Below are 22,057 nucleotides of genomic sequence, written 5' to 3' on the forward strand. Positions count from 1 at the left end.
GCGTCGCGAGAATGCGCAATCATATCTCTCTCAGTTGTCATGCCCCGCGCATGCGGGGCATCCAGTACGCCGCGGCCTCTCGGCTCAAGCCATGGCGTCTCTGGAATACTGGATCACCCGCATTCGCGGGTGATGACAGCGCGGCTAGGCTGTTTGACAAGTGGATCAGGTGCCAGCTCCGTCATGCCCGCGCAACGGCATTGCCGTTGTCGCTGGGGGAGGCCGCATCGCGGCCGTCTCGAAGCACGACGGCCGTGCCGCAACAGCCTGGCCGCTCATTCTTCGAGACGCGCTCCGCGCTCCTCCAGCGACAAAGGCGAAGCCTTTGCGCGGGAATCACGGAACTGCCAATGTCGCTCGTGGTGACAAATACTGTGAGAGATGGCGCCCGCGCTCACTTCATCGCCGAGAAGCGGTTGTCGAACGAGCTCGACTGCACCACCGGTGCCGAGCCGGCGAGCTGGGTGGTGGCGGTCGCCGCCGGGGCCGGTGCTGCGGCGGCGGTATCGGTGACCGAGGGCTTCAGCGCCGGCTTGGCGGCCTGCTTGGTTTCGTGCTTCGCCTCATGCTTGGGCGCCACGCGAACCACCGATTGCGGCTTCGCTTCGGCGACCTTCGGCTTCGCCGGCGCAGGGGCGGGCGGCCGCGCCGCGGTCGCCTGGGATGCGTCGGCGGTGCCGCCGATGCCGACCTTGCGGGCGAAGCTCGAGAAGATGCCTTCGGACTCGCCGGCGGTTGCAACGCGCGTCGATGCCGTGGCCGATGTCGTCGCCACCACAGGTTCGTCCTGCTGAGGCGCCAGATTCGGCTTCGGCGGGTTGACCGTTCCGGGGATCGTGCCGGGTGCACGCGACAGCGCCAGCGATTGCAGGCTCTGGCTGTCGCCGCCGTCGGAGAGACCGGTGCTTCCTTCCGGAATCTTCGAGGCGAAGATCTTGTTCATGCCGCCGTCGATGCCGGTGTTGAGGCGCGCCACCGGCGTGCCCTTGGCGATCAGCCTGGCCATCTCGGCGTCGTCGCGCTGCTCCTTCTCGCGCACGGCGCTCGCGATTTCGTCGGGGATCACATAGGCCGGGCACTTGGCGGAGGCTTCGAACACCGGATCGCGCGTCGCGTTCGGCGGCCGCGCCGCGTCGAAGACGTATTTCTTCTCGCAGAAGTCGACCTTCGGCTCGTGCTTCGTCACCTCGAAATGATCATTGCCGACCTTGATCATCTTCCAGAACGGCATGTTCGGGTTGTTGCGGTGCTTGGCCATGTTGGCCGCCGTCATCCGGAACGGATAGGCCTGGAACTGGAAAGCCTTCTGGCCGCCGAAGAAGGACTCACGGCCGAGCGCATAGATCTCCGCGATCTGCTCGTCGGTCATCGCGTAGCAGCCGCGCGAGGAGCAGTCGCCGTGCACCATCAGCTCCGAGCCGGTGCGGCCGAGCGCGCGGTCGAAGGCGTTGGGATAGCCGGTGTTGAACGAGAGGTAATAGGCCGACTGCGGATTCATCTGGCTGGGGTTGATCGAATAGAACCCCTCCGGCGCCTGACGGTCGCCTTCGCGAATCTTCGGGCCGAGATCGCCGGACCAGCGGCAGATCGGATAGGTCTTGAGCAGCGCAAAGTCGCCGGAACGGGTCTGCTTCCAGACCTCGAGTTCGGCTTCCTGCTTGAACAGGCGGATCAGGATCGGCGACTGCAGATCCATGTCCTTCTCGGCCATGGCGGCGACGAGCTTTGGCGGCACCGGCTGGTTGGCTTTGGCGTTGTTGGCGAGCGAGATCTGGTCGCTGTTACAGCCGGCAAGCAACACGCTCACCGCGACGGCCGCAGATGCCACAAGCGCGCGAACGAGCGTGCGATGAATCAAGTCCAAGCTCCACACCCACCGGGCGATTTTCGCGACCCCAACACGGCGAATATGCCCTGAAGCCATTGTCTAAAATATTAGCCTTCGGTCCCCCTGCTCGCAACCTGAACGGGGGTCACCTGCCTGCAACGTAACAGGCATGGTTCAAGGAACGTTAAACACCCGCGTCCGGCCCAATTGCGGCCAAAATGGGTGATTCGGAGAAAAATCCGCTGAATTCGGGCGGGCTAACCGAGCTCCCGGCCGATATCGAGGAATTTCTGCCGCCGCTGCTTGCGCACCGCATCAGGATCAAGATTTCGTAGGTCGTTGAAGGCCTGGGCGATCGCATCGCCCGTGGTTGCGATCATCGCAGCGGGATCGCGGTGGGCGCCGCCGGCAGGCTCCTTGATGATCTGGTCGATCACGCCGAAGCGCAGCATGTCCTGGGCGGTGATCTTCATGCTGTTGGCGGCTTCCTGCGCCTTGGTGCCGTCGCGCCACAGGATCGAGGACGCCGCCTCCGGCGAGATCACGCTGTAGATCGCGTGCTCGAGCATCAGGACGCGGTTGGCGGTGGTGATCGCAATCGCGCCGCCCGACATGCCTTCGCCGGTGACGATCGCGACATTGGGCACGCCGAGCGACAGGCACGCATCCGTCGAGCGTGCGATCGCCTCGGCCTGTCCGCGCTCCTCGGCGCCGATGCCGGGATAGGCGCCGGCGGAATCGACGATCGACAGCACGGGGATGCCGAAGCGGTCGGCCATCTCCATCAGCCGCACGGCCTTGCGGTAGCCTTCGGGGCGCGCCATGCCGAAATTGTGCTTGATGCGGCTCTCGGTGGTGGCGCCCTTCTCCTGGCCGACCACGCAGATGCTCTCGCCGCGGAAGCGGCCGAAGCCGCCGATCAGGGCCTCGTCGTCGGCGAATTTGCGGTCGCCGGCCATCGGCGTGAATTCTGATATCAGCGCGCCGACGAAGTCGGTGAAGTGCGGGCGCTGCGGATGGCGCGCCACCAGTGTCTTCTGCCACGGCGTCAGATTGGCGTAGAGCTCGGTCAGCGCCTGCGCCGCCTTGTCCTCGATCCGCGCGACCTCGTCGCCGATGTCGCTGCCCGAGGCGGCAAGCGCGCGCAACTCGTCGATCTTGGATTCAAGCTCGGCAACGGGTTTTTCGAAGTCGAGATAGCTGCGCATCGGGTCGGGCATCAACTCAATATAAAGAGGAACGGTGCGAGGGGCGAAGCGTTCCGGTGTGGGATAGAGAAGCTTTGTAACTTCAAATGGTTAACGCGCATCCGGGTTGAACGCGCGCGCCAAGTCGCGGGCAGGTGACGCTCTTTCCGCGCAGATGCCGCCGAAGTCAAGGCGGATGACGCGAAGGTATCCGCGTCCGAAGGCTACCTCTCCGCCAGCGGATGCAGGTCGCGGACCATGCTCTTCAGCCGCTCCTCGACCACATGGGTGTAGATCTGGGTGGTCGAGATGTCGGTGTGGCCGAGCAAGGTCTGCACGATGCGCAGATCCGCGCCATTGTGCAGCAGGTGGCTGGCGAAGGCGTGACGCAGCACATGCGGGGAGACCAGTCGCGGCGCGAGGCCGGATGCGGCGGCGAGCTCCTTCAGGTCGCGGGCAAAATGCTGCCGCGTCAGATGGCCGCTCTCGCCGGAGGACGGAAACAGCCATTTCGACGGCGCGGCCTTCTTCTTCTCCGGCTGCATCACCTGCAGCACCGCGAGATAATCCGCCATCGCCTGGCGCGAGGCGTCGTTGAGCGGCACCAGCCGTTCCTTGTTGCCCTTGCCGCGCACCACGATCATCCGCGCGTCGCGCCGCGCGGCAGAGACCGGCAGCGACACCAGCTCCGAGACGCGCAGACCGGTGGCGTAGAGCACCTCGAGCAGGCAGTGCAGCCGCAGCGCGCGCAGCCGCTGCGCCGGCGAGGCGTCGGTCTGCGTCAGCTCCTTGGCGCGCGTCAGCATGCGGTCGACGTCCGGGATCGACAGCACCTTGGGCAGGCCGCGGCCGCGCTTCGGGCCGGACAGGATGGCGGCGGGATCGTCGCTGCGGATCCGCTCGTTGAGCAGGAAGCGGTAGAGGTGCCGCATCGCCGACAGCCGCCGTGCCACGCTCGACGACTTGAAGCCGCGGGTGTCGAGGTCGGCGAGATAGGCGCGGAGCTGATCGGTGTCCGCGCCGGCGAAACTGCCGCCGGCACGGGTGAGGAATTCGGAGAAGTCGGTGAGGTCGCGCCGGTAGGCGTCGAGCGTGTTGGGGCCGGCGCCCTGTTCCGCGGCGAGCATGTCGAGGAACAGCGCGATCAGGTTGGCATCGGAGGTCTTGGCGGGAACCCTGGCAGCAGTCTTGGGAGCAGTTCTGGAGCGCATGCCAGGAATGATAGCGCCTATTTCTTGAGGAACTTATCCGGTGGGATGGTCACCGTCATTTCCCGCGGCTTCGGATGCACAAAATTCGCCAGCGCGAAGATGATGCCGTAGCCGATCCCGAAAATCACGGCGACGACCGTCAGGAAGCGGAACAGGCTGGGCATGGAGGCGACTCGGGCGGCAAATTAACCAATGAAATCATCCAACATGTTCCCCGCGCGGTTGCAAGAGTCGCTGGTAACGGTATCGCCGGGGGTAGTATAGGTGGCTGGAATTCCAGCAATTCGTCCGCTAACCGAGCTTTTTGATGTCCGAGATCGCCGCACCGGCACAAGTCCACCCGACCCTGGAGGCCGACATCGCGGCCGCGCTGGGATCGCGGTCGATCGTGCTGGTCGGCATGATGGGGGCGGGCAAATCGACCATCGGGCGGCGGGTGGCCGCGCGCCTGCGGCTGCCCTTCACCGACGCCGACACCGAGATCGAGACCGCAGCCGGCATGACGATCCCGGAGATTTTCGAGACCCACGGAGAAGCCTATTTCCGCGACGGCGAGGCGCGGGTGATCGCCCGGATCCTCGACCACGGCCCGGTCGTGCTGGCGACCGGCGGCGGCGCCTTCATGCGCGAGGAGACCCGCAACCGGATCAGCGACAAGGCGATCTCGATCTGGCTCAAGGCCGATCCCGATGTCATCATGCGCCGGGTTCGCCGCCGTGCCGACCGCCCGTTGCTGCAGACCGCCGACCCCGAGGCGACCGTCAGTCGTTTGCTCGGCGAGCGCGAGCCGGTCTACCGGAATGCCGATCTAACGATCGCCTCCCGCGACGTGCCGCATGACCGCATCGTCGAGGAATGCCTGGAGGCTCTGCACGCGCATCTGTGCGGCAGCCGTCCGGCCACAGACCCAACGCAGGATGGATTGAACACCAACTCATGACCGCGCCCCTCAAACATTCCGCTTCCGTTACCGTCGACGTCGCGCTCGGCGACCGCGCCTATGACATCGTCATCGGCCGCGATGTGCTGGCCTCGCTCGGCGCGCGGGTCGCGGCGCTGCGGCCCGGCGTGCGTACTGCCATCGTCACCGACCGCACCGTCGCCAGGCATTGGCTGGAGCCGACCGAGGCCTCGCTCGCGGCCGCGGGCGTTCCGACGGCGCGGATCGTCGTCGAGGAAGGCGAGGGCTCGAAGAGCTATGCCGGGCTGTCGCAGGTCAGCGAAGCGTTGATCGCGGCCAAGATCGAGCGCAACGATCTCGTCATCGCGCTCGGCGGCGGCGTGGTCGGCGACCTCGCCGGTTTCGCGGCGGCAATCCTGCGCCGCGGCGTCGATTTCGTGCAGGTGCCGACCTCGCTGCTTGCGCAGGTCGATTCCTCGGTCGGCGGCAAGACCGGCATCAACTCGCCGCAGGGCAAGAACCTGATCGGTGCCTTCCACCAGCCGGTGCTGGTCATCGCCGACACCGCTGTGCTCGACACGCTGTCGCCGCGCCAATTCCGCGCCGGTTACGCCGAGGTCGCCAAATACGGCATCCTCGGCGACAACGCCTTCTTCGCCTGGCTGGAAAAGAACCACGCCGACATCTTCTCGGGAGGTGCCGCTCGCGAGCACGCGATCGCGACCTCGTGCCGCGCCAAGGCGGCGATCGTCTCCCGCGACGAGCGCGAGACCGGCGAGCGCGCGCTGCTCAATCTCGGCCACACTTTCGGCCATGCGCTGGAGGCCGCGACCGGCTTCTCCGATCGCCTGTTCCATGGCGAGGGCGTCTCGGTCGGCATGGTGCTGGCCGCGCAATTCTCTGCGCAGCTCGGCATGATCTCGCCCGAGGACGCGACACGGATCGAGCGTCATCTTTCCGCGATAGGATTGCCGACGCGCCTGCAGGGCATCGCGGGCTTTGCGCAGGAGGGGCTTGCCGATGCCGACGCGTTATTGGCGCTGATGGCGCAGGACAAGAAGGTCAAGCGCGGCAAGCTGACCTTCATCCTGCTAGAAGCCGTCGGCCGCGCGGTGATCGCGAACAATGTCGAGCCGGCGCTGGTGCGCGATTTCCTGCAGGCCAAGCTGGCGAAGCACTAGAGCATGGTGTGAACCGGACGGCCGCGTCGGCGACAAGCGGACACGGATCTTCCGGGGAAGTCTTGCTCAAAACACTGTTCGGTGAAGCAAGTTGGACTGGATAGCCTTCTCCATCGTGATTTGCTGCCTGCTGGTGTCCGCCTTCTTCTCGGCGAGCGAGACCGCGCTGACGGGCGCCTCGCGCGCCAGCATGTTGCGGCTCTCGAAACAGGGCAACGGCGAGGCTACCGTCGTCTCCAGCCTGATCGCGATGCGCGAGCGGATGATCGGTGCGCTGCTGCTCGGCAACAACATCGCCAATATCGGCGCCTCAGCGCTCGCAACCGGCATCTTCACCGCATGGTTCGGCGATGTCGGCGTGCTCTATGCCACCGGCGTCATGACGGTGCTGGTGGTGATCTTCGCGGAAGTGCTGCCCAAGACCGTCGCCATCAATGCGCCGGACCGGGTGTCGCTGCTGGTCGCGCGCCCGATGCGGCTCACGGTCTTGGTGCTCGGTCCGCTCCTGACCGTCATCGAGGGCATCGTCCGCGCGCTGATGAAGCTGTTCGGCATCAAGATCGGTGCGCATCAGGCCATCCTGTCGCCGACCGAACGGCTGCGCGGCGCGGTCGATCTGCTGCACCACGAAGGCAAGGTCGAGAAGCTGGACCGCGACATGTTCGGAGGCCTGTTGGACCTGCGCGAGCTGCAGGTCTCCGACGTGATGGTTCACCGCACCGAGATGACCACGATCAACGCCGACCTGCCGCCCGAGGAACTGGTGCGCGAGGTGCTGGCGACCGAGTACACCCGCATCCCGCTGTGGCGGGAGAAGCCGGAGAACATCATCGGCGTGCTGCACGCCAAGGATCTGCTGCGCGCGATCCGCGCCAACGACGGCGACACATCCGCGATCGATGCCTCGGCCATTGCGCTGCCGCCCTGGTTCGTGCCGGAGATGCGGCCGGTCTCCGAGCAGTTGAAGGCATTCCGTCGCCGCAAGACCCACTTCGCCCTCGTGGTCGACGAGTATGGCGAGGTCGAGGGCATGGTGACGCTGGAGGACATCCTCGAGGAGATCGTCGGCGATATCTCCGACGAGCACGACGTCGTGGTGGCCGGCGTGCGCGCCCAGCTGGACGGCTCGGTCATGGTCGACGGTTCGGTGCCGATTCGCGACCTCAACCGTGCGATGGACTGGCACCTGCCGGACGAAGAGGCGACCACCGTCGCCGGCCTCGTGATCCACGAAGCGCGGTCGATCCCCGAGCGCGGCCAGAGCTTCACCTTCCACGGCTTCCGCTTCCGTGTCCTCCGCCGCGAGCGCAACCGCATCACCGCGCTGCGCATCGTCCCAATTCCGCGCGAGGCGGGCGAGCTCGACGAGAAGAAGCCGAAGCGGGCCGGGACGGCGTTCTAGTTCGGCATAGCGTGCGGGGCTGGTGCAGATCCATCACCGTCATGCTGAGGAGCGCACATTGCGCGCGTCTCGAAGCACGACGGCCCGGCTGGTGGCCGTTCATCCTTCGAGACGCGCTGGCGCCCTCCTCCAGCGACAAAGGCGAGCCTTTGCGCGGGGATGACGGGTCTGGTGAGGGTTGCCGGATTACTCGATGTCGATCGAGATGCCCGAAAGCTTCCACGCGCCGTCGGAGGGGATGAAGCCGAGCTGATACTTCACCTGCTTGGGCGTGGTATCGAAATGGCCCTTCAGTTGCAGCACCCCCCTGTCGTCGATCTTGGCATCCTGGTCCAGGATGATCGGCTTGGCGACGATCGCGTCGAACACGGCGTGCTTGTCGACCAGATCCTTGAAGATCGTCTTCAGCTTGTCCGGTGGAAACTGGTCGCGGAACGGCTTCGAGATCTTGGCGTGGAACACGGTGAAATTGTCGGCGGCCACCGCGTCGTTGAGTGATACCAGGATACTTTTGATCAGCACTTCCTGGACGAACGGGCTCGGCATATCCAGCGCCGATGCCGGACGCGTCGCGCAGATCAGGAGCAGGCCGGCAGCGGCTGCGATCGACTGGAAGCGTAGCCAGCGAGGGATCATCGAGCGGCCCTTCAATCGGCGGCGATGCGATCCGCAAATTGCCTGCTCGGATATGGAGCAGGTCCATCGCCGGGAGTATCCATCCTCACTAGATGAAAACCGCTGCGGCGTCCCGGGGCAAGTGTGAACTAGCGCCGGTTTTCCCCGGGGGCGCTCGCATGGATCGCCAGGGCGTGCACGGAGGCGGAAAGTTCCTGCGCCAGCGCCGCATTTATCATGCGATGGCGTTCGACCCGGCTCTTCCCTTCGAAGGCCGGCGACACAATATACAGCCTGAAATGCGTCTCGCCGCCTGGCCGATGGCCGGCATGGCCTTCATGCAGATGTGATTCATCGACGACGTCGAGGCTTTCCGGCAAGAAAGCTTCACGCAACTTGTTTATGATAGAGTCTTTCGTGCTCATGGCGGCGGAGTTAGGCTCGCGACGGCTTTTCGTCAATGGTGCAGCGGGAAACGAGGTCTGCGCAATGTCAAGACTTGAAGAATTGTGCATTGCGTAGTCAAAGACAACATGCCGATCGATTCATCAAAATTCTTCGACTCCATTCGCATCAAGCCGACCAAGGTGAGTGCGAAGCGCCAGGCGCAGGCTGGCCAAGAGGCGGTCACTTGCGAGTGGGCGGGGTGTCAGAACAAGGGCGCGCACCGCGCCCCGAAAGGCCGTGAGAATTCGCGCGAGTATTGGCACTTCTGTCTCGATCACGTCCGTGAGTACAATCAGTCCTACAATTTCTTCCAGGGCATGAATCCGGAGGACGTCGCGCGCTACCAGAAGGACGCGCTGACCGGCCACCGTCCGACCTGGAAGATGGGAGCCAACAGCGGCGGCAAGAAGGGCGAAGGCGATTTCGACGCCGCGTCCGATCCGTTCCACATGTTCTCCGAGCTCAACGGCCGCGGCCGCTGGCGGCCCGGTCCGGGCGCGCAGGCCAAGCCTGAGACGCGCAAGGTCATGAACGCAGAGCGCAAGGCGCTGCAGGTGATGGGACTCGGCGCCGAGGCGACGCTCGAGGACGTCAAGGCGAAGTACAAGGCGCTGGTGAAGCAGCACCATCCCGACGCCAATGGCGGCGACCGCTCCACCGAAGATCGCCTGATCGAGATCATCAAGGCGTACAACTATTTGAAGACCGTGGTGCGCGAGGCCTGAGCCGCCGCGCGCAGCCCGGATGGAGCGCAGCGTAATCCGGGACTCCTGCATGTGCGGCCGCACCGTTCCCGGATTTTGCGGCGCTCCATCCGGGCTACGGTGTTTTCCAATAGGCTCTCAGCCCTTCGGCATCGCCCCGACATAGGACGAACTCGGCCGGATCAGCCGTCCGGTGCGCCGCTGCTCCAGGGCGTGTGCGGTCCAGCCGGCGGCGCGAGCCACAGCGAAGATCGGCGTGAACGCCTGCCGCGGGATTTCCAGCGCGTCGAGCAGGATCGCAGTGAAGAACTCGACATTGGTCTCGAGCGGCCGATCCGGATTCTTCTTCCGCAAGGCCTGCCGGACATAGGCTTCGACCTCGCCGGCGAACGGCAGGTCGGCCCCGTCAGCCTCCAGCCGCTCGATCGCAACCTTCAGCACATCGGCGCGCGGATCGCGCACGCGGTAGACGCGGTGGCCAAATCCCATCAGCCGCTCGCCGCTCGCCAGCGCGTCGTCGACCCATGGCTTGATGCGTTCGCGCGTGCCGATCGCATCCAGCATTTCCAGCACCGGCTCCGGCGCGCCGCCATGCAGCGGGCCCGTTAACGCGCAATAGCCGCCGGTGATCGCCGCGAACAGATCGGCCTGCGTCGAGGCGATCACGCGCGTGGTGAAGGTCGAGGCGTTCATGCCGTGATCGCAGACAGTGACGAAATAGGCATCGAGCGCCGCGACCTCGCGCGGCTCGACCTTGCGGTTGAGCAGCATGTGCAGCGTGTCGGCGGCGTGGCTGACATTCGGGTTCGGCGCGATCGGATCGTGACCCTTGGCGCGCTGCACCAGCGCGCCCGCGATCACCGGGAAGGCGCCCACGATGGTCGCCTCATGCTCAAGCCCGTTCTCGCCGCGCAAACCTGCGATCGCGGCGCGGAAGCCGTCGACGATCGACATGCCGCGGGTCGCCGGCAACAGGTCCGGCAGGCGGGCGAAGGCGCGTTCGCGGGCGGCGCCGAGGCTGGCGCGGACATTGGCTTCGCTCAGTGCCTTGCCGGTGGCGCCGTTCCAAAGGCGCGCGGTGACGCCCTCGAAGCCCGATTTGCCCGCGAGGTCCGCGACGCGCGCGCCGGCGATGATCAATTCGCCGCGCTCGCCGTCGACATGGCTTAATATAACACGGTCTCGGCGGCGGGAACGCCGTCCAGACCGATCTGGCTCTTGGTGAGATGCATATTCATGGCCCGATCTCCTGTTTCACACTTAGAAGGTCAGGGCTCTCGACGTATTGATCAATCTTGATTATATAAATCAATATGAAAAAATCTGCTGAACTATACCTCTCCGCCCGGGAAGCTGCCGCCGAACTCGCGATCTCGCCGGCCACCCTTTACGCCTATGTCAGCCGCGGCCTGATCCGCTCCGAGCCGTCGCCGGATTCGCGCAGCCACCGCTACCGCGCCGAGGACATCAGGGACTTGAAGGAGCGCCGCGCGCCGTCGCCGGAGCCGCGGGGGTTGCGCAATTTCGACGTGGACCTGCTGGTGATGGATTCGGCGATCGCGACCATCACCGAACAGGGTCCGATCTATCGCGGCGTCAACTGCGTCGATCTCGCCGAGCGCGATACGCTGGAGCACACCGCGACGCTGCTATGGGACGTCACGGACGTCGATCCGTTCGCGCCCGACAACTGCCCGCATGTCTCGGACGAAATGCGTATGATTGCGGAGGCGGCGCGTCGCGCGGCGCCGATCGACCGGACCGTCGCGGTGCTGGCGCTCGCGACAAGCGCCGATCCCGGAGCCTTCACCCGCGCCCCAGACGGCCGCGCGCTGGTCGGTGCCCGGATCTTGCGGCTCCTCGTCGCGACCATGCTGAACGCGAGAACATCGGCAGAGCCTTTGCATCAGCAGGTGGCCCGGGTCTGGGCGCCCGACAACAAGCACGCGCCCGATCTGATCCGCCGCGCGCTGGTGCTGCTCGCCGACCACGAACTGAATGCCTCGACCTTCACCGCGCGCTGTGCGGCGTCGACCGGCCTCAATCTCTACGACGCTGTCATCGCGGGTCTCGTGGCGCTCAAGGGCCCGAAACATGGCGGTGCCGGCGTGCTGGCCTCGCATCTGGTCAAGACGCTGATCGACAACGACGTCGCCCCGGTGATCCGCGAGCGTGTCGCGCTCGGCGAACGCTTCGCGGGCTTCGGCCACGGCGTCTACAAGAAGGGCGACCCGCGCGCGATCTCGCTGCTCGAGGCGCTGACCCGCGCCGGCGCGCCACGCAAGTTCACGAAGGAGGTGCCGGAGCGGATCGCGGAGGCGACCGGCGAGTTCGTGAACATTGATTATGCACTCGCCGTGCTGGTGCATTCCTTGCGGATGCCCGCCGGCAGCGAGCTTGCGCTGTTTGCGATGGCCCGCAGCGTCGGCTGGATCGCGCATGCCAGCGAACAATTGCAGCATGGCAAGCTGATCCGCCCTCGCGCGCGCTACGTCGGCCCGGCCCCTGGGCGGAGCGGCACGACCAACAGCCTTTAGATACTTAAGATACTTATTTGGATCGGGCCGGTTCGATCAGGCCGCCGCCGTGCCGGCGACGGATGGTCCAGACCGCCAGCGTGATGATCAAGGCGCAGCCTGCCACCGCAAATATCCAGAGATGCTTGCCGACATGTCCATGATGCGGCAGACCGGCATAATCGTGCAGCGCAGTGATGGCGAGCACGCCGGGCAGCACATGCGCCGGCGCCCAAAGCAGGATCGCCGGGATGTTGACGGCGTAGAAGCGCGCTGGCGGCATATCGAGCGCCCCTGCCGTGATCGGGACGAAGGCGCGGATCGGTGGCACGAAGCGGGCAAAGAACACCGCGAGTACGCCCCAACGGTTGAAGAAGGCCTCGCTCTGCGCAACGACTCGCGGGTAATTGTTCAGCGGCCAGGATGAGAGGATTTCGCGCTGGCTGCGGTAGCCGATCAGATAGGCGGTGCCGTCGCCGAGTGCCGCGCCCGCCGCGGCGGCCGCGAGCACCGGCCACAATTTCAACTCGCCGCCGGGCACCAGCCCGCTGAGCGCGAGGATGATGGTCGAGCCCGGCACCAGCGACCCGGCCACCGGGACGGCCTCCAGCAGGGCAGCCAGAAACAGCGTCAGATAGGCAAGCCACGCATGGGCTGAAACGAACGTGATCAGAGGGTCGAGGAAAGAAGTCACAAAAATCCTGTGGTAGCCGTCACATCAATGCAGACCTAACAACTCCCTGCCGGGGGCGAAAGTGCCCGGCGGGACGGGGCGCCGCGGTGATGCGGCGAAAGTACGGCGTGATTCGCAGGGCAGCCTTCCAAAAACCGAACGCCGCCCTATCTTCATGATAGGACAACGGAACTTTGATTGGCCCTCGGGCTTCTGCCAGCCGTTGCTCTCTGCTAGGCTTGTGCGAAGCACCCAATCCGCAGCCAAATGCTTAAATCTGGTTTCGGGACTGCCCGGGACCTCGGAGGATGAATGACGACCGCCGTCCAGACCAAAACGCAGGAACCCGTCGGCTTGCCCGACATGAAGGTGTCGGTTCGGCAGGTCTTCGGGATCGATAGCGACCTGGAAGTTCCCGCTTATTCGGAAGTCGATCCGCACGTGCCGGAATCCGATCCGGACTACCGCTTCGACCGCGCCACCACGCTCGCGATCCTCGCCGGTTTCGCCAAGAACCGCCGTGTGATGGTCACCGGCTATCACGGCACCGGCAAGTCGACCCATATCGAGCAGGTCGCCGCCCGCCTCAACTGGCCCTGCGTGCGCGTCAATCTCGACAGCCACATCAGCCGTATCGATCTCGTCGGCAAGGACGCGATCGTGGTCAAGGAGGGCAAGCAGGTTACCGAGTTCCGCGACGGCATCCTGCCCTGGGCGCTGCAGCACAACATCGCGCTGGTGTTCGACGAATACGACGCCGGCCGCCCTGACGTGATGTTCGTGATCCAGCGCGTGCTGGAAGTCTCGGGCCGCCTGACGCTGCTCGACCAGAACAAGGTCATCAAGCCGCATCCGTCGTTCCGCCTGTTCGCGACCGCCAACACGGTCGGCCTCGGCGACACCTCGGGCCTCTATCACGGCACGCAGCAGATCAACCAGGGCCAGATGGACCGCTGGTCGATCGTTACCACGCTGAACTACCTCGCCCACGACGAGGAAGTTGAGATCGTGCTGGCGAAGGCGCGCCACTACCGCACGCAGGAAGGCCGCGACATCGTCAACAAGATGGTGCGGCTGGCGGACCTCACCCGCAACGCGTTCGCCAATGGCGACCTGTCGACGGTGATGAGCCCGCGCACGGTGATCACCTGGGCGGAGAACGCCGACATCTTCAACGACATCGGCTTCGCATTCCGCGTCACCTTCCTCAACAAGTGTGACGAGCTGGAGCGGCCGCTGGTCGCAGAGTTCTACCAGCGCTGCTTCAACGTCGAGCTGCCGGAATCCTCGGTCAACGTGGCGCTCAGCTGATCTATGCCAACAGTCTCCGTCGAGCGCACGCTTACTCGGACAAGAGGTGGCGCTTGGCGGATGGCTCGCTGCGGACGGCGAGACGGTGACGTTGGAGTGAGGGATATCGCGGCATAACGCGCCATTGGTTGACGAAATCGCTATGACAACCTCCAACATCAAATTCCGTCCCGGTTCGAAGGAAGCGCCGACCGAGCCGTTCAAGCGCTCGGTAACCGCGTGTCTGCGCGCCATCGCTAAGAAGCCCGAGCTCGAGGTCAGCTTCGCTGCCGAACGCCCGGGACTTGCACCCGGCAAGGCGCGGCTGCCGGAGCCGGCGCGCAAGATGACCAAGCGTGATGCTGCGATCGTGCGTGGACATGCCGATTCGATCGCGCTGAAGATCGCCTGTCACGATCCCAAGGTGCATCGCAAGCTGATGCCCGGCAATCCGCAGGCACGCGGGGTGTTCGAGGCGGTCGAGCAGGCGCGGGTCGAGGCGATCGGCTCGCGGCGGATGGCCGGCGTTGCGAAGAACCTCACCGCGATGCTCGACGATCATTTCCATCGCGGCAAGTATGACGAGATCACCGATCGCGCCGACGCGCCCTTGTCGGACGCGCTGGCGATGCTGGTGCGCGAGCGCCTCACGGGCCTTGCGCCGCCCGCAGCCGCAAAGAAGATGGTCGATCTCTGGCGCCCGGTGCTGGAGGACAAGATCGGGACGCGGCTCGACAAGCTGAGCCGCTTCACCGAGGACCAGGCCAGGTTCGGCGACCTCGTGCATGATCTGTTGTCGGCGCTCGATCTCGGCGACGAACGCGACATGGACACCGACGAGGACGATCAGGACGAAAATCCGGACGGCGACAACGATCAGTCCGGCGCCGAAGGTTCGCCCGATTCCGACGCCGCGCAGGAGATGAGCGCCGACCAGGCGCAGGCCACGGCAGAAGAGATGAGCGAAAGCGCGATGGAAAGCGCACAGGCCTCCACCAGCGACACGTTCGACGACGGCGAGCTCGGCGACGACGAAACGCCGGGCGAGGCGACGCGGCCGAACGCCCGCGGCCAAAACGAACCGCGCGGTCCGGAATATCATGCCTTCGCGCCGAAGTTCGACGAGGTGATCGCGGCCGAAGATCTCTGCGATCACGACGAGCTCGAGCGGCTGCGTTCCTATCTCGACAAGCAGCTCGCGCATCTGCAGGGCATCGTGGCGCGGCTCGCCAACCGCCTGCAGCGCCGCCTGATGGCGCAGCAGAACCGTGCCTGGGAGTTCGATCTCGAGGAGGGCATCCTTGATCCGGCGCGGCTGTCGCGCGTCGTGACAGATCCCTATCACCCGCTGTCCTTCATGCATGAGAAGGAGGCGACGTTCCGCGACACCGTGGTGACGCTGCTCCTGGACAACTCCGGCTCGATGCGCGGCCGTCCGATCACCGTCGCCGCCACTTGCGCCGACATCCTGGCGCGCACGCTGGAGCGTTGCGGCGTCAAGGTCGAGATCCTGGGCTTCACCACGCGCGCCTGGAAGGGCGGGCAATCGCGCGAGGCATGGCTTGCCGCCGGTAAGCCGGCCAATCCCGGCCGCCTCAACGACCTCCGCCACATCATCTACAAGTCGGCGGACGCGCCGTGGCGGCGCGCGCGCAAGAATCTCGGCCTGATGATGCGCGAGGGTCTCCTGAAGGAGAACATCGACGGCGAGGCGCTGGACTGGGCGCACAAGCGCCTGCTCGCACGCCCCGAGCAGCGCCGCATCCTGATGATGATCTCCGACGGCGCGCCGGTCGACGATTCCACGCTGTCGGTCAATCCGGGCAACTATCTCGAGCGGCACCTGCGCCACATCATCGAGGAGATCGAGACCCGCTCGCCGGTCGAGCTGATCGCGATCGGCATCGGTCACGACGTCACGCGCTATTATCGTCGCGCCGTCACCATCGTGGACGCCGAAGAACTCGGTGGCGCCATCACCGAAAAGCTCGCCGAGCTGTTCAGTGAGACCCACGGCGCCGCCCCCGCGCAGGGCACCCGTCGCCGGCTCCACTCGTGAGACATGCGCCCACCCCCTAACCGCCGCCGCTTCCTGCAGGATGTGGCGGCGGCGCTGTTGACCGCCGCGCTCCCAAGCCTCGCGCAGGCGCAGAGCGCGACGCAGGCGCCGCCGAAGCGGGCCGCCAAGCCGAGCCCGTATTCCGTCAGCGAGCCGGTCTCGATCGAGGTCAAGGCGCGGCCGCTGCCCTCGTTCGATATCCGCGATCGTGCGCGGACGCGGTTCGGCGCGCTGGAATATCGCAGCGGCCTGATCCTGACCTCGCCGTTTCCCGGCTTCGGCGGGCTGTCCGGCCTGCGGCTCGATCCCAAGGGCGAACGCTTCATCGCGATCAGTGACAAGGGAAGCTGGTTCACCGGCCGCATCGTTTATCGCGGCCGGGAGATGGTTGGGCTCGACGATGTCGAGGCGGCGCCGCTGCTCGGCCCTGACGGCAAGCCGATCACGTCCCGCAACTGGTACGATTCGGAATCGATCGCGCTCGACGGCTCCGTGGTCTATGTCGGGCTCGAGCGCGTCAACCAGGTGCTGCGCTACGATTTCGCCAAGGGCTTTACCCGTGCGCTCGGCGAGGTGGTGCCGATGCCACCGGCGGTGCGCAAGCTTCCCCTCAACAAGGGGCTCGAGGCGCTGGTCTTCGTGCCCAAGGGCCTGCCGCTTGCCGGCACGCTGATAGCGCTCTCCGAACGCGGGCTCGATCCGAGCGGCAATCTCATGGCCTTTCTCGTTGGCGGCAAGACGCCTGGGCAGTTCAGCGTGCGGCGTACCGAGAGTTTCGACATCAGCGATGCGGTCTTGCTGCCTTCGAGCGATCTGCTCATCCTGGAGCGGAAATTCTCCTGGATCGGGGGCGTCGGCATCCGCATCCGTCGCCTCGCGCTGTCTGAGATTGCACCCGGTGCCGTCGTCGACGGTCCGGCGATCTTCAACGCGGATCTCGGCAACGAGATCGACAACATGGAAGGCATCGACGCCCATGTGACGGCGGACGGCGAGACCGTGTTGACCATGGTCTCCGACGACAATTTCTCGCCGATCCAGCGCAACCTGCTGCTGCAGTTCACCCTGATGGAGTGAGGTGCCCCCGCAAGGGGATCTCCGCTACCGCATTGCTGATCTGCGCCCGGGCCGTTCGGCGCGCCGGACAGTTGGTGATCGCGCGTGCCGTCTCTATCTTAAGGCGCGCGTTTTCCTTAGGTCCGGATGTCCTTGCATGAGCACCCTGTTCACCCCGATCGAGTTGCGTGGCCTGAAACTGCCAAACCGCATCATGGTCTCGCCGATGTGCCAGTATTCGGCGGTCGACGGCTCGGCCACCGATTGGCATTTCACGCACATCAACATGCTGGCGCTGTCGGGCGCCGCGATGTTCTGCATCGAGGCCACCCATGTCGAGGAGATCGGGCGGATCACGCCGGCGTGCCTCGGCCTGTACAGCGACGCCAACGAGGCGGCGCTGAAGCCGATCCTGGCCGCGGTGCGCAAGCATTCGAAGGCCGCGGTCGCCATGCAGCTTGCCCACGCCGGCCGCAAGGCGTCGAGCCGTCGTCCCTGGGAGGGCGGGCAATTGATCCCGATTGCGGAAGGCGGCTGGCAGACGGTGGGACCATCGGCTGTCCCGCACAAGGACGGCGAGGCGCCGCCGCTGGCGCTGGATGACGCTGGCCTGAAGCGCATCCGCGATGCGTTTGTAGCAGCCGCCAGGCGCGCCGAGCGACTCGGCATCGATGCGCTCGAGCTGCACAGCGCGCACGGCTATCTCTTGCACCAGTTTTTGTCGCCGATCGCCAACAAGCGCACCGACCAGTATGGCGGCTCGCTCGAAAACCGGATGCGCTTCCCGCTGGAAGTGTTCGATGCGGTGCGCGCCGCGTTTCCGGACCGCAAGCCGGTCGGCGTGCGGTTGTCGGCGACCGATTGGGTCGAGGGCGGCTGGGACGTCGCGCAGACCATCGCGTACGCCAGGGAATTGCAGAAGCGCGGCGTCGACTGGGTCGATGTCTCCTCCGGTGGTGTCTCGCCGTTGCAGAAGATCCCGCTCGCCCCTGGCTATCAGGTGCCGGCGGCGCAGGCGGTGAAGGAAGCGACCGGCGTCACCACGATGGCGGTCGGCCTGATCGCGGAAGCGAAGCAGGCGGAAGAGATCGTCGCCTCCGGCAAGGCCGACATGGTCGCGCTTGCCCGCGCCATGCTCTACGACCCGCGCTGGGGCTGGCACGCCGCCGCTGAGCTCGGCGGCGAGGTGAGCGCGCCGCCGCAATACTGGCGCTCACAGCCCTCGACGCAGAAGGCGTTGTTCGGCAAGACCACGTTCGGGGCAAGGTAGGATTGTAGCCCGGATGGAGCGAAGCGAAATCCGGGGACCTTGCTCGACTTGGTTAGATTGCTCCCGGATTGCGCTTCGCTCCATCCAGACTACGAATGCTGCTCGGCCAAAAGCCATTATTCTGCCGCAACCAAAGGAGGTACTCTTCGCTCGCGTGCGGAAAGACACGCATCGAACAAAGAGGAGAGGAGCCCCCATGGAACTCGGATACTTCGCGATGCCGTCGCATCCGCCGGAGTGCGGATTGAAGGAGGGCCACGACTGGGATTTGCAGACCCTGCGCTGGCTCGATGAGCTCGGCTATCAGGAGGCCTGGATCGGCGAGCATCACACCGCGCCGTGGGAGCCGCATCCGTCGCCGGATCTGTTGATCGCGCAGGCGCTGATGCAGACCAAGAACATCCGCATCGGGCCCGGCGGCTTCCTGCTGCCGTATCATCACCCGGCGGAGCTGGCGAACCGCGTCGCGATGCTCGACCACCTCTCGAACGGGCGGCTGAATTTCGGCGTCGCGGCGAGCGGCCTGCCGAGCGACTGGGCGATGTTCAACGTCGACGGCATGTCGGGGCAGAACCGCGACATGACCCGCGAGGCGCTCGAGATCATCCTGAAGATGTGGACCGACCCGGCGCCGTGGACCCACAAGGGCAAGTACTGGACGGTCACCAAGCCCGACACGATGTTCGATTTCCTCAAACCCCACATCAAGCCGGTGCAGGCGCCGCATCCGCCGATCGGGGTCGCCGGCCTGTCGAAGAACTCCGACACGCTGAAGCTCGCCGGCGAGCGCGGCTTCATCCCGATGAGCCTCAACCTCAACCCCGCCTATGTCGGCAGCCACTGGGAGTCGGTGGAGGCCGGCGCGGCCAAGACCGGCCGCAAGCCGAGCCGCAAGGATTGGCGGATGGTGCGCGAGGTGTTCGTCGCCGACACCGATGAAGAAGCCTGGAAGATCTCGGTCGGCGACATGATGGGCCGGATGATGGGCGAGTACTTCCTGCCGCTGCTCGGCCATTTCGGCTTCAAGGATTATCTGAAGGCCTCGCCCGACGTGCCCGACAGCGACGTCACCGTCGAATATTGCGCCCGCCACAACTGGATCATCGGCTCGCCGGCGACCGTCATCGAGAAGATCGAGAAGATCCATCAGGAGGTCGGCGGCTTCGGCGTGCTGCTGGTGTTCGGCTTCGACTACAAGCACAAGCCCGAAGCTTGGCACAATTCGCTGCGCCTCCTGAAGCAGGAAGTGATGCCGCGGCTGAAGCATCTCGACGCTTCGCTCGGACGCGCGGCGTAACCCTAAGAGCGTGAGGCAGAGCGCGGGGCGGCGTTGTTGCCCCGTGCGTTATATTCGTCGTCCAGCGACACTGACACAACGACGCAGGCTGCACCACGTCACAGCAACTTCACCGTTACCTTCGCTTTACCCTTGTGATCGCGATAGAACCAATTGGAGAGCCACGGCAATCCGATGACGGCCTCGTTGACATAGAGGAAGATCTCGCCACTGCGGTCGGCCGTGAACCTTGCCTTGTAGACTTGCGGGTCGGTGCTCGGCACAGGCGCCGGATCCAGAAAATACTCGTCGACTCCGGTTTCTCCGACGCGCGCGATCAGCCTGTACCATGGCCGGAACAGGATGCGCCGCAAGAAGATCGTCGCGTATCCGCGCCAGCGCTTTGAACGCTCGATGGTCGAGGTCCGGTATCCGACCGGTGTGACCGTGCGTTCGCCGTCCTCCCAGGCATCCGTCATGGTGATCGCGATTTCGTACTTGAAACCGGTGCGCACCTTGAGCCCGGTCGGCGCGCAGATCGCGGTGGTGTTGAAGTCGACGGCGTCCTGCGGAACGCCCTTGTCGACGGCGACAAGCTTGTCGGCCGCTGTCCCCTGGCAGAATGCGCCCATCGAGTCCGCCGCGTTGAACAGAAAATGGCTGAGCAACGTTGCGCCGAACCAGACCATGGCGACGGCGAGCAGGAACGGCACGACGTGTCGTTTCCCGACATTGAGGATCCACTGATAGATCGCGCTGGTGCGGAACTTGTAGATCGCATCATGCATGAGCCCGGAGAGTGGAGCCGGGTTCACGCGATCACGCCAGATGATCCGCATCCTGTCGCTGATCGTTGCGCTGAGCGAGTTGCCCACTGCCATCAGCACAACAACAGCGATGATCCCACCGGCGAACCATTCCGGATTGCCTGCGTACCAATCGGTCCACCAATGAAACGAATTGGGCAGGAACGATTCGACGAAGCGCACCAACTCGGAAATCATCCTGAAGGAGGAGTTGAATTCGTGCTCCTTGTGCTGGTTGTGGAACAGCCAGAACGCCGCCAGGTGCAGCGATGCCGCCAGCGTGGCAAAATAGGTGATCCGGCGCATCCAGACGTAGTTCCAAAGCTTCTCCTGGGCCGCATGACGTGCCGGCGCGCCAGCTGGCGTTTCGAACGTTCCGGCGCCCAGAGGCGTGATCTGGCCGCTTCGGGAGACGATAACATAGTCGGGCGGCAGCCCGATCGGGGCGTAGGCATTGCAGCCGCTATCGATCCGCTCGAACACGCTTTCGTGGATCTTGGGCGTTGGCACGCTGACGCCGACGTAAGGATCGTTGCAGAGATCGGCGACCTTGCGCGGACCGTATCGGTAGTAGGCGCCTAGCCCCGCGCGCGAATCGTACAGGCGGCCGTCCTTGTCCTCGGATGACCTGATCGATTTGATCGCGTCGGGATCGGCAACGGGCGCGCTCTTGAAGACGAGACCGCGCTTGACGGCTTCGTCGACCAGCCATGCCAAAGGCACGAACGCGACGGCATCGTCCGGATAGCCGCCACCAACATTGGCATGTATGCCCACGAACCATACCTGGACGAGGCGCTCGCCATCGATGGTGGCCGGCACGGGTGGTGCGAGCTGTCCTGGCTCCTGCTCGGTCCAAAGCACCGGATGAAAGGTCGTGCGCTCGTCGTCGAGGGCCAGTGCGTGCCGCGCGCAGTTGACGCGTGGGCTGAGAATGCGGTTCGGCAGTTCGAGCGGCCACACCCAGTTGCTGATGCCGCGCGTCATCTCGTCGATGGGCAGGCCATAAGCCGCGACGGTATCCCAGATGCCGATGAACTCGATCGCCGGGATCAGCCTCCGCGCGATCCTTGCATACGGCTTGTTGCCCTGAACGCGGTCCAGCACCGGCACGAGGACGTAGTCGCGAATGGCCCGGAATAGCACCTCGATGCGCCATACCGAGTGGTAACCCTTGGCGCGATAGGCGCGGTAGGCCTTCACGGCTCCGTCGTGCAGCTCGGATTCAGTGTCGGCGACGATCAGGCCCTGATCGAGGATCAGCGCGGCGAGCACGCGCACGGTGAATGCACCACGGCTGAATCCGAACAGGAAGATCTTCGAATGGTTCTGATGGTCGTAGTTGCGGCAGATGAACTTGTACGCGTCCAGGATATTGCGCTTGAGGCCATAGCCGAAGGCGCCGCCCAGAATGGCGAGCGGAACGAAAGACGATGTGCCGACGCCGTCATCATATTTGGCGGCCTGGCTGTTGCTCTGCAGGTCGAGCGCTTGAAAGATCCGCCAGACATTGGTGCGCCAGACGCTGGAGGCGGCATTGCCGGTACCATCAGACAGAATGATGATCTTGGGACTGGCCATTGAAATGCACTCGTTGAAAAGAACTGAACGAACAGGTTGTAGCGGGACGGCCAC

18 protein-coding genes and 1 pseudogene are annotated in these 22,057 nt (G+C 65.0%); 10 read left to right on the forward strand and 9 right to left on the reverse strand.

The features are described from left to right. Window positions 1-394: 394 nt before the first annotated feature. The 4 genes from MTX19_RS03415 to MTX19_RS03430 form a co-directional block, all read right to left on the reverse strand. Window positions 395-1,858: a murein L,D-transpeptidase family protein gene (locus MTX19_RS03415; protein WP_280985843.1), complete on the reverse strand. Its 1,464-nt coding sequence runs from the start codon at window positions 1,856-1,858 to the stop codon at window positions 395-397. A gap of 227 nt (window positions 1,859-2,085) precedes the next feature. Then, on the reverse strand, window positions 2,086-3,048 hold the full coding sequence (locus MTX19_RS03420) for an acetyl-CoA carboxylase carboxyltransferase subunit alpha (RefSeq protein ID WP_280982443.1): 963 nt from the start codon (window positions 3,046-3,048) through the stop codon (window positions 2,086-2,088). A gap of 191 nt (window positions 3,049-3,239) precedes the next feature. Continuing rightward, window positions 3,240-4,226 carry a site-specific tyrosine recombinase XerD gene (xerD, locus tag MTX19_RS03425; protein ID WP_280982444.1) on the reverse strand — a complete coding sequence of 329 codons (987 nt, stop codon included), beginning with the start codon at window positions 4,224-4,226 and terminating at the stop codon, window positions 3,240-3,242. A gap of 17 nt (window positions 4,227-4,243) precedes the next feature. Next, entirely contained in the window at window positions 4,244-4,390 is a 147-nt protein-coding gene (locus MTX19_RS03430) for a histidine kinase (protein ID WP_066509010.1), read from the reverse strand. A 143-nt stretch (window positions 4,391-4,533) separates the two neighbouring features. Here MTX19_RS03430 and MTX19_RS03435 point away from each other — a divergent pair, with 143 nt between their 5' ends. From MTX19_RS03435 to MTX19_RS03445, 3 genes are all read left to right on the forward strand, one after another. Next, window positions 4,534-5,166: a shikimate kinase gene (locus tag MTX19_RS03435; protein ID WP_280982445.1), complete on the forward strand. Its 633-nt coding sequence runs from the start codon at window positions 4,534-4,536 to the stop codon at window positions 5,164-5,166. Beyond that, window positions 5,163-6,308, forward strand: a complete 1,146-nt coding sequence (aroB, locus tag MTX19_RS03440; RefSeq protein WP_280982446.1) for a 3-dehydroquinate synthase — start codon at window positions 5,163-5,165, stop codon at window positions 6,306-6,308. The genes MTX19_RS03435 and aroB overlap by 4 nt, the downstream gene beginning before the upstream one ends. Before the next feature lie 91 nt (window positions 6,309-6,399). Then, window positions 6,400-7,710: an HlyC/CorC family transporter gene (locus tag MTX19_RS03445; RefSeq protein WP_280974431.1), complete on the forward strand. Its 1,311-nt coding sequence runs from the start codon at window positions 6,400-6,402 to the stop codon at window positions 7,708-7,710. 186 nt (window positions 7,711-7,896) lie between these two features. Here the strand turns inward: MTX19_RS03445 and MTX19_RS03450 are convergent, their stop codons facing one another. Continuing rightward, window positions 7,897-8,346 (reverse strand): hypothetical protein, encoded by a 450-nt coding sequence (locus MTX19_RS03450; protein ID WP_280982447.1) that lies wholly within the window; start codon window positions 8,344-8,346, stop codon window positions 7,897-7,899. Between the two features lie 128 nt (window positions 8,347-8,474). Continuing rightward, window positions 8,475-8,750, reverse strand: coding sequence for a BolA family protein (locus tag MTX19_RS03455; protein ID WP_280974429.1), 276 nt, complete (start codon window positions 8,748-8,750; stop codon window positions 8,475-8,477). A 108-nt stretch (window positions 8,751-8,858) separates the two neighbouring features. Here MTX19_RS03455 and MTX19_RS03460 point away from each other — a divergent pair, with 108 nt between their 5' ends. Next, on the forward strand, window positions 8,859-9,497 hold the full coding sequence (locus MTX19_RS03460) for a DnaJ domain-containing protein (protein ID WP_280982448.1): 639 nt from the start codon (window positions 8,859-8,861) through the stop codon (window positions 9,495-9,497). A 117-nt stretch (window positions 9,498-9,614) separates the two neighbouring features. Here MTX19_RS03460 and MTX19_RS03465 read toward each other — a convergent pair. Then, window positions 9,615-10,714, reverse strand: a pseudogene (locus MTX19_RS03465) (citrate synthase/methylcitrate synthase). A gap of 75 nt (window positions 10,715-10,789) precedes the next feature. Between MTX19_RS03465 and MTX19_RS03470 the strand changes: the two are divergent. After that, the gene (locus MTX19_RS03470) at window positions 10,790-12,013 is read left to right on the forward strand and encodes a citrate synthase family protein (RefSeq protein ID WP_280982449.1); all 1,224 of its coding nucleotides are present in this window, start codon (window positions 10,790-10,792) and stop codon (window positions 12,011-12,013) included. A gap of 13 nt (window positions 12,014-12,026) precedes the next feature. Here the strand turns inward: MTX19_RS03470 and MTX19_RS03475 are convergent, their stop codons facing one another. After that, on the reverse strand, window positions 12,027-12,686 hold the full coding sequence (locus tag MTX19_RS03475) for a DedA family protein (RefSeq protein ID WP_280982450.1): 660 nt from the start codon (window positions 12,684-12,686) through the stop codon (window positions 12,027-12,029). A 291-nt stretch (window positions 12,687-12,977) separates the two neighbouring features. Here MTX19_RS03475 and cobS point away from each other — a divergent pair, with 291 nt between their 5' ends. The 5 genes from cobS (at window position 12,978) to MTX19_RS03500 (ending at window position 19,637) form a co-directional block, all read left to right on the forward strand. Continuing rightward, window positions 12,978-13,976: a cobaltochelatase subunit CobS gene (gene cobS / locus MTX19_RS03480; protein WP_280974423.1), complete on the forward strand. Its 999-nt coding sequence runs from the start codon at window positions 12,978-12,980 to the stop codon at window positions 13,974-13,976. 142 nt (window positions 13,977-14,118) lie between these two features. After that, window positions 14,119-16,014, forward strand: a complete 1,896-nt coding sequence (gene cobT / locus MTX19_RS03485) for a cobaltochelatase subunit CobT (RefSeq protein ID WP_280982451.1) — start codon at window positions 14,119-14,121, stop codon at window positions 16,012-16,014. Between the two features lie 3 nt (window positions 16,015-16,017). Continuing rightward, complete coding sequence (locus MTX19_RS03490) at window positions 16,018-17,091, forward strand: esterase-like activity of phytase family protein (protein ID WP_280982452.1); 1,074 nt, start codon at window positions 16,018-16,020, stop codon at window positions 17,089-17,091. Window positions 17,092-17,227: 136 nt separating this feature from the next. Beyond that, window positions 17,228-18,340, forward strand: coding sequence for an NADH:flavin oxidoreductase/NADH oxidase (locus MTX19_RS03495; protein WP_280982453.1), 1,113 nt, complete (start codon window positions 17,228-17,230; stop codon window positions 18,338-18,340). Between the two features lie 196 nt (window positions 18,341-18,536). Next, window positions 18,537-19,637, forward strand: coding sequence for an LLM class flavin-dependent oxidoreductase (locus MTX19_RS03500; protein WP_280982454.1), 1,101 nt, complete (start codon window positions 18,537-18,539; stop codon window positions 19,635-19,637). Between the two features lie 98 nt (window positions 19,638-19,735). On the opposite strand, the gene MTX19_RS03505 is transcribed toward MTX19_RS03500, so the two are convergent. Then, window positions 19,736-22,003: a DUF2235 domain-containing protein gene (locus MTX19_RS03505; RefSeq protein WP_280982455.1), complete on the reverse strand. Its 2,268-nt coding sequence runs from the start codon at window positions 22,001-22,003 to the stop codon at window positions 19,736-19,738. Window positions 22,004-22,057: the final 54 nt, after the last annotated feature.

The organism is Bradyrhizobium sp. ISRA464 (assembly GCF_029910095.1).
Classification (GTDB): domain Bacteria; phylum Pseudomonadota; class Alphaproteobacteria; order Rhizobiales; family Xanthobacteraceae; genus Bradyrhizobium.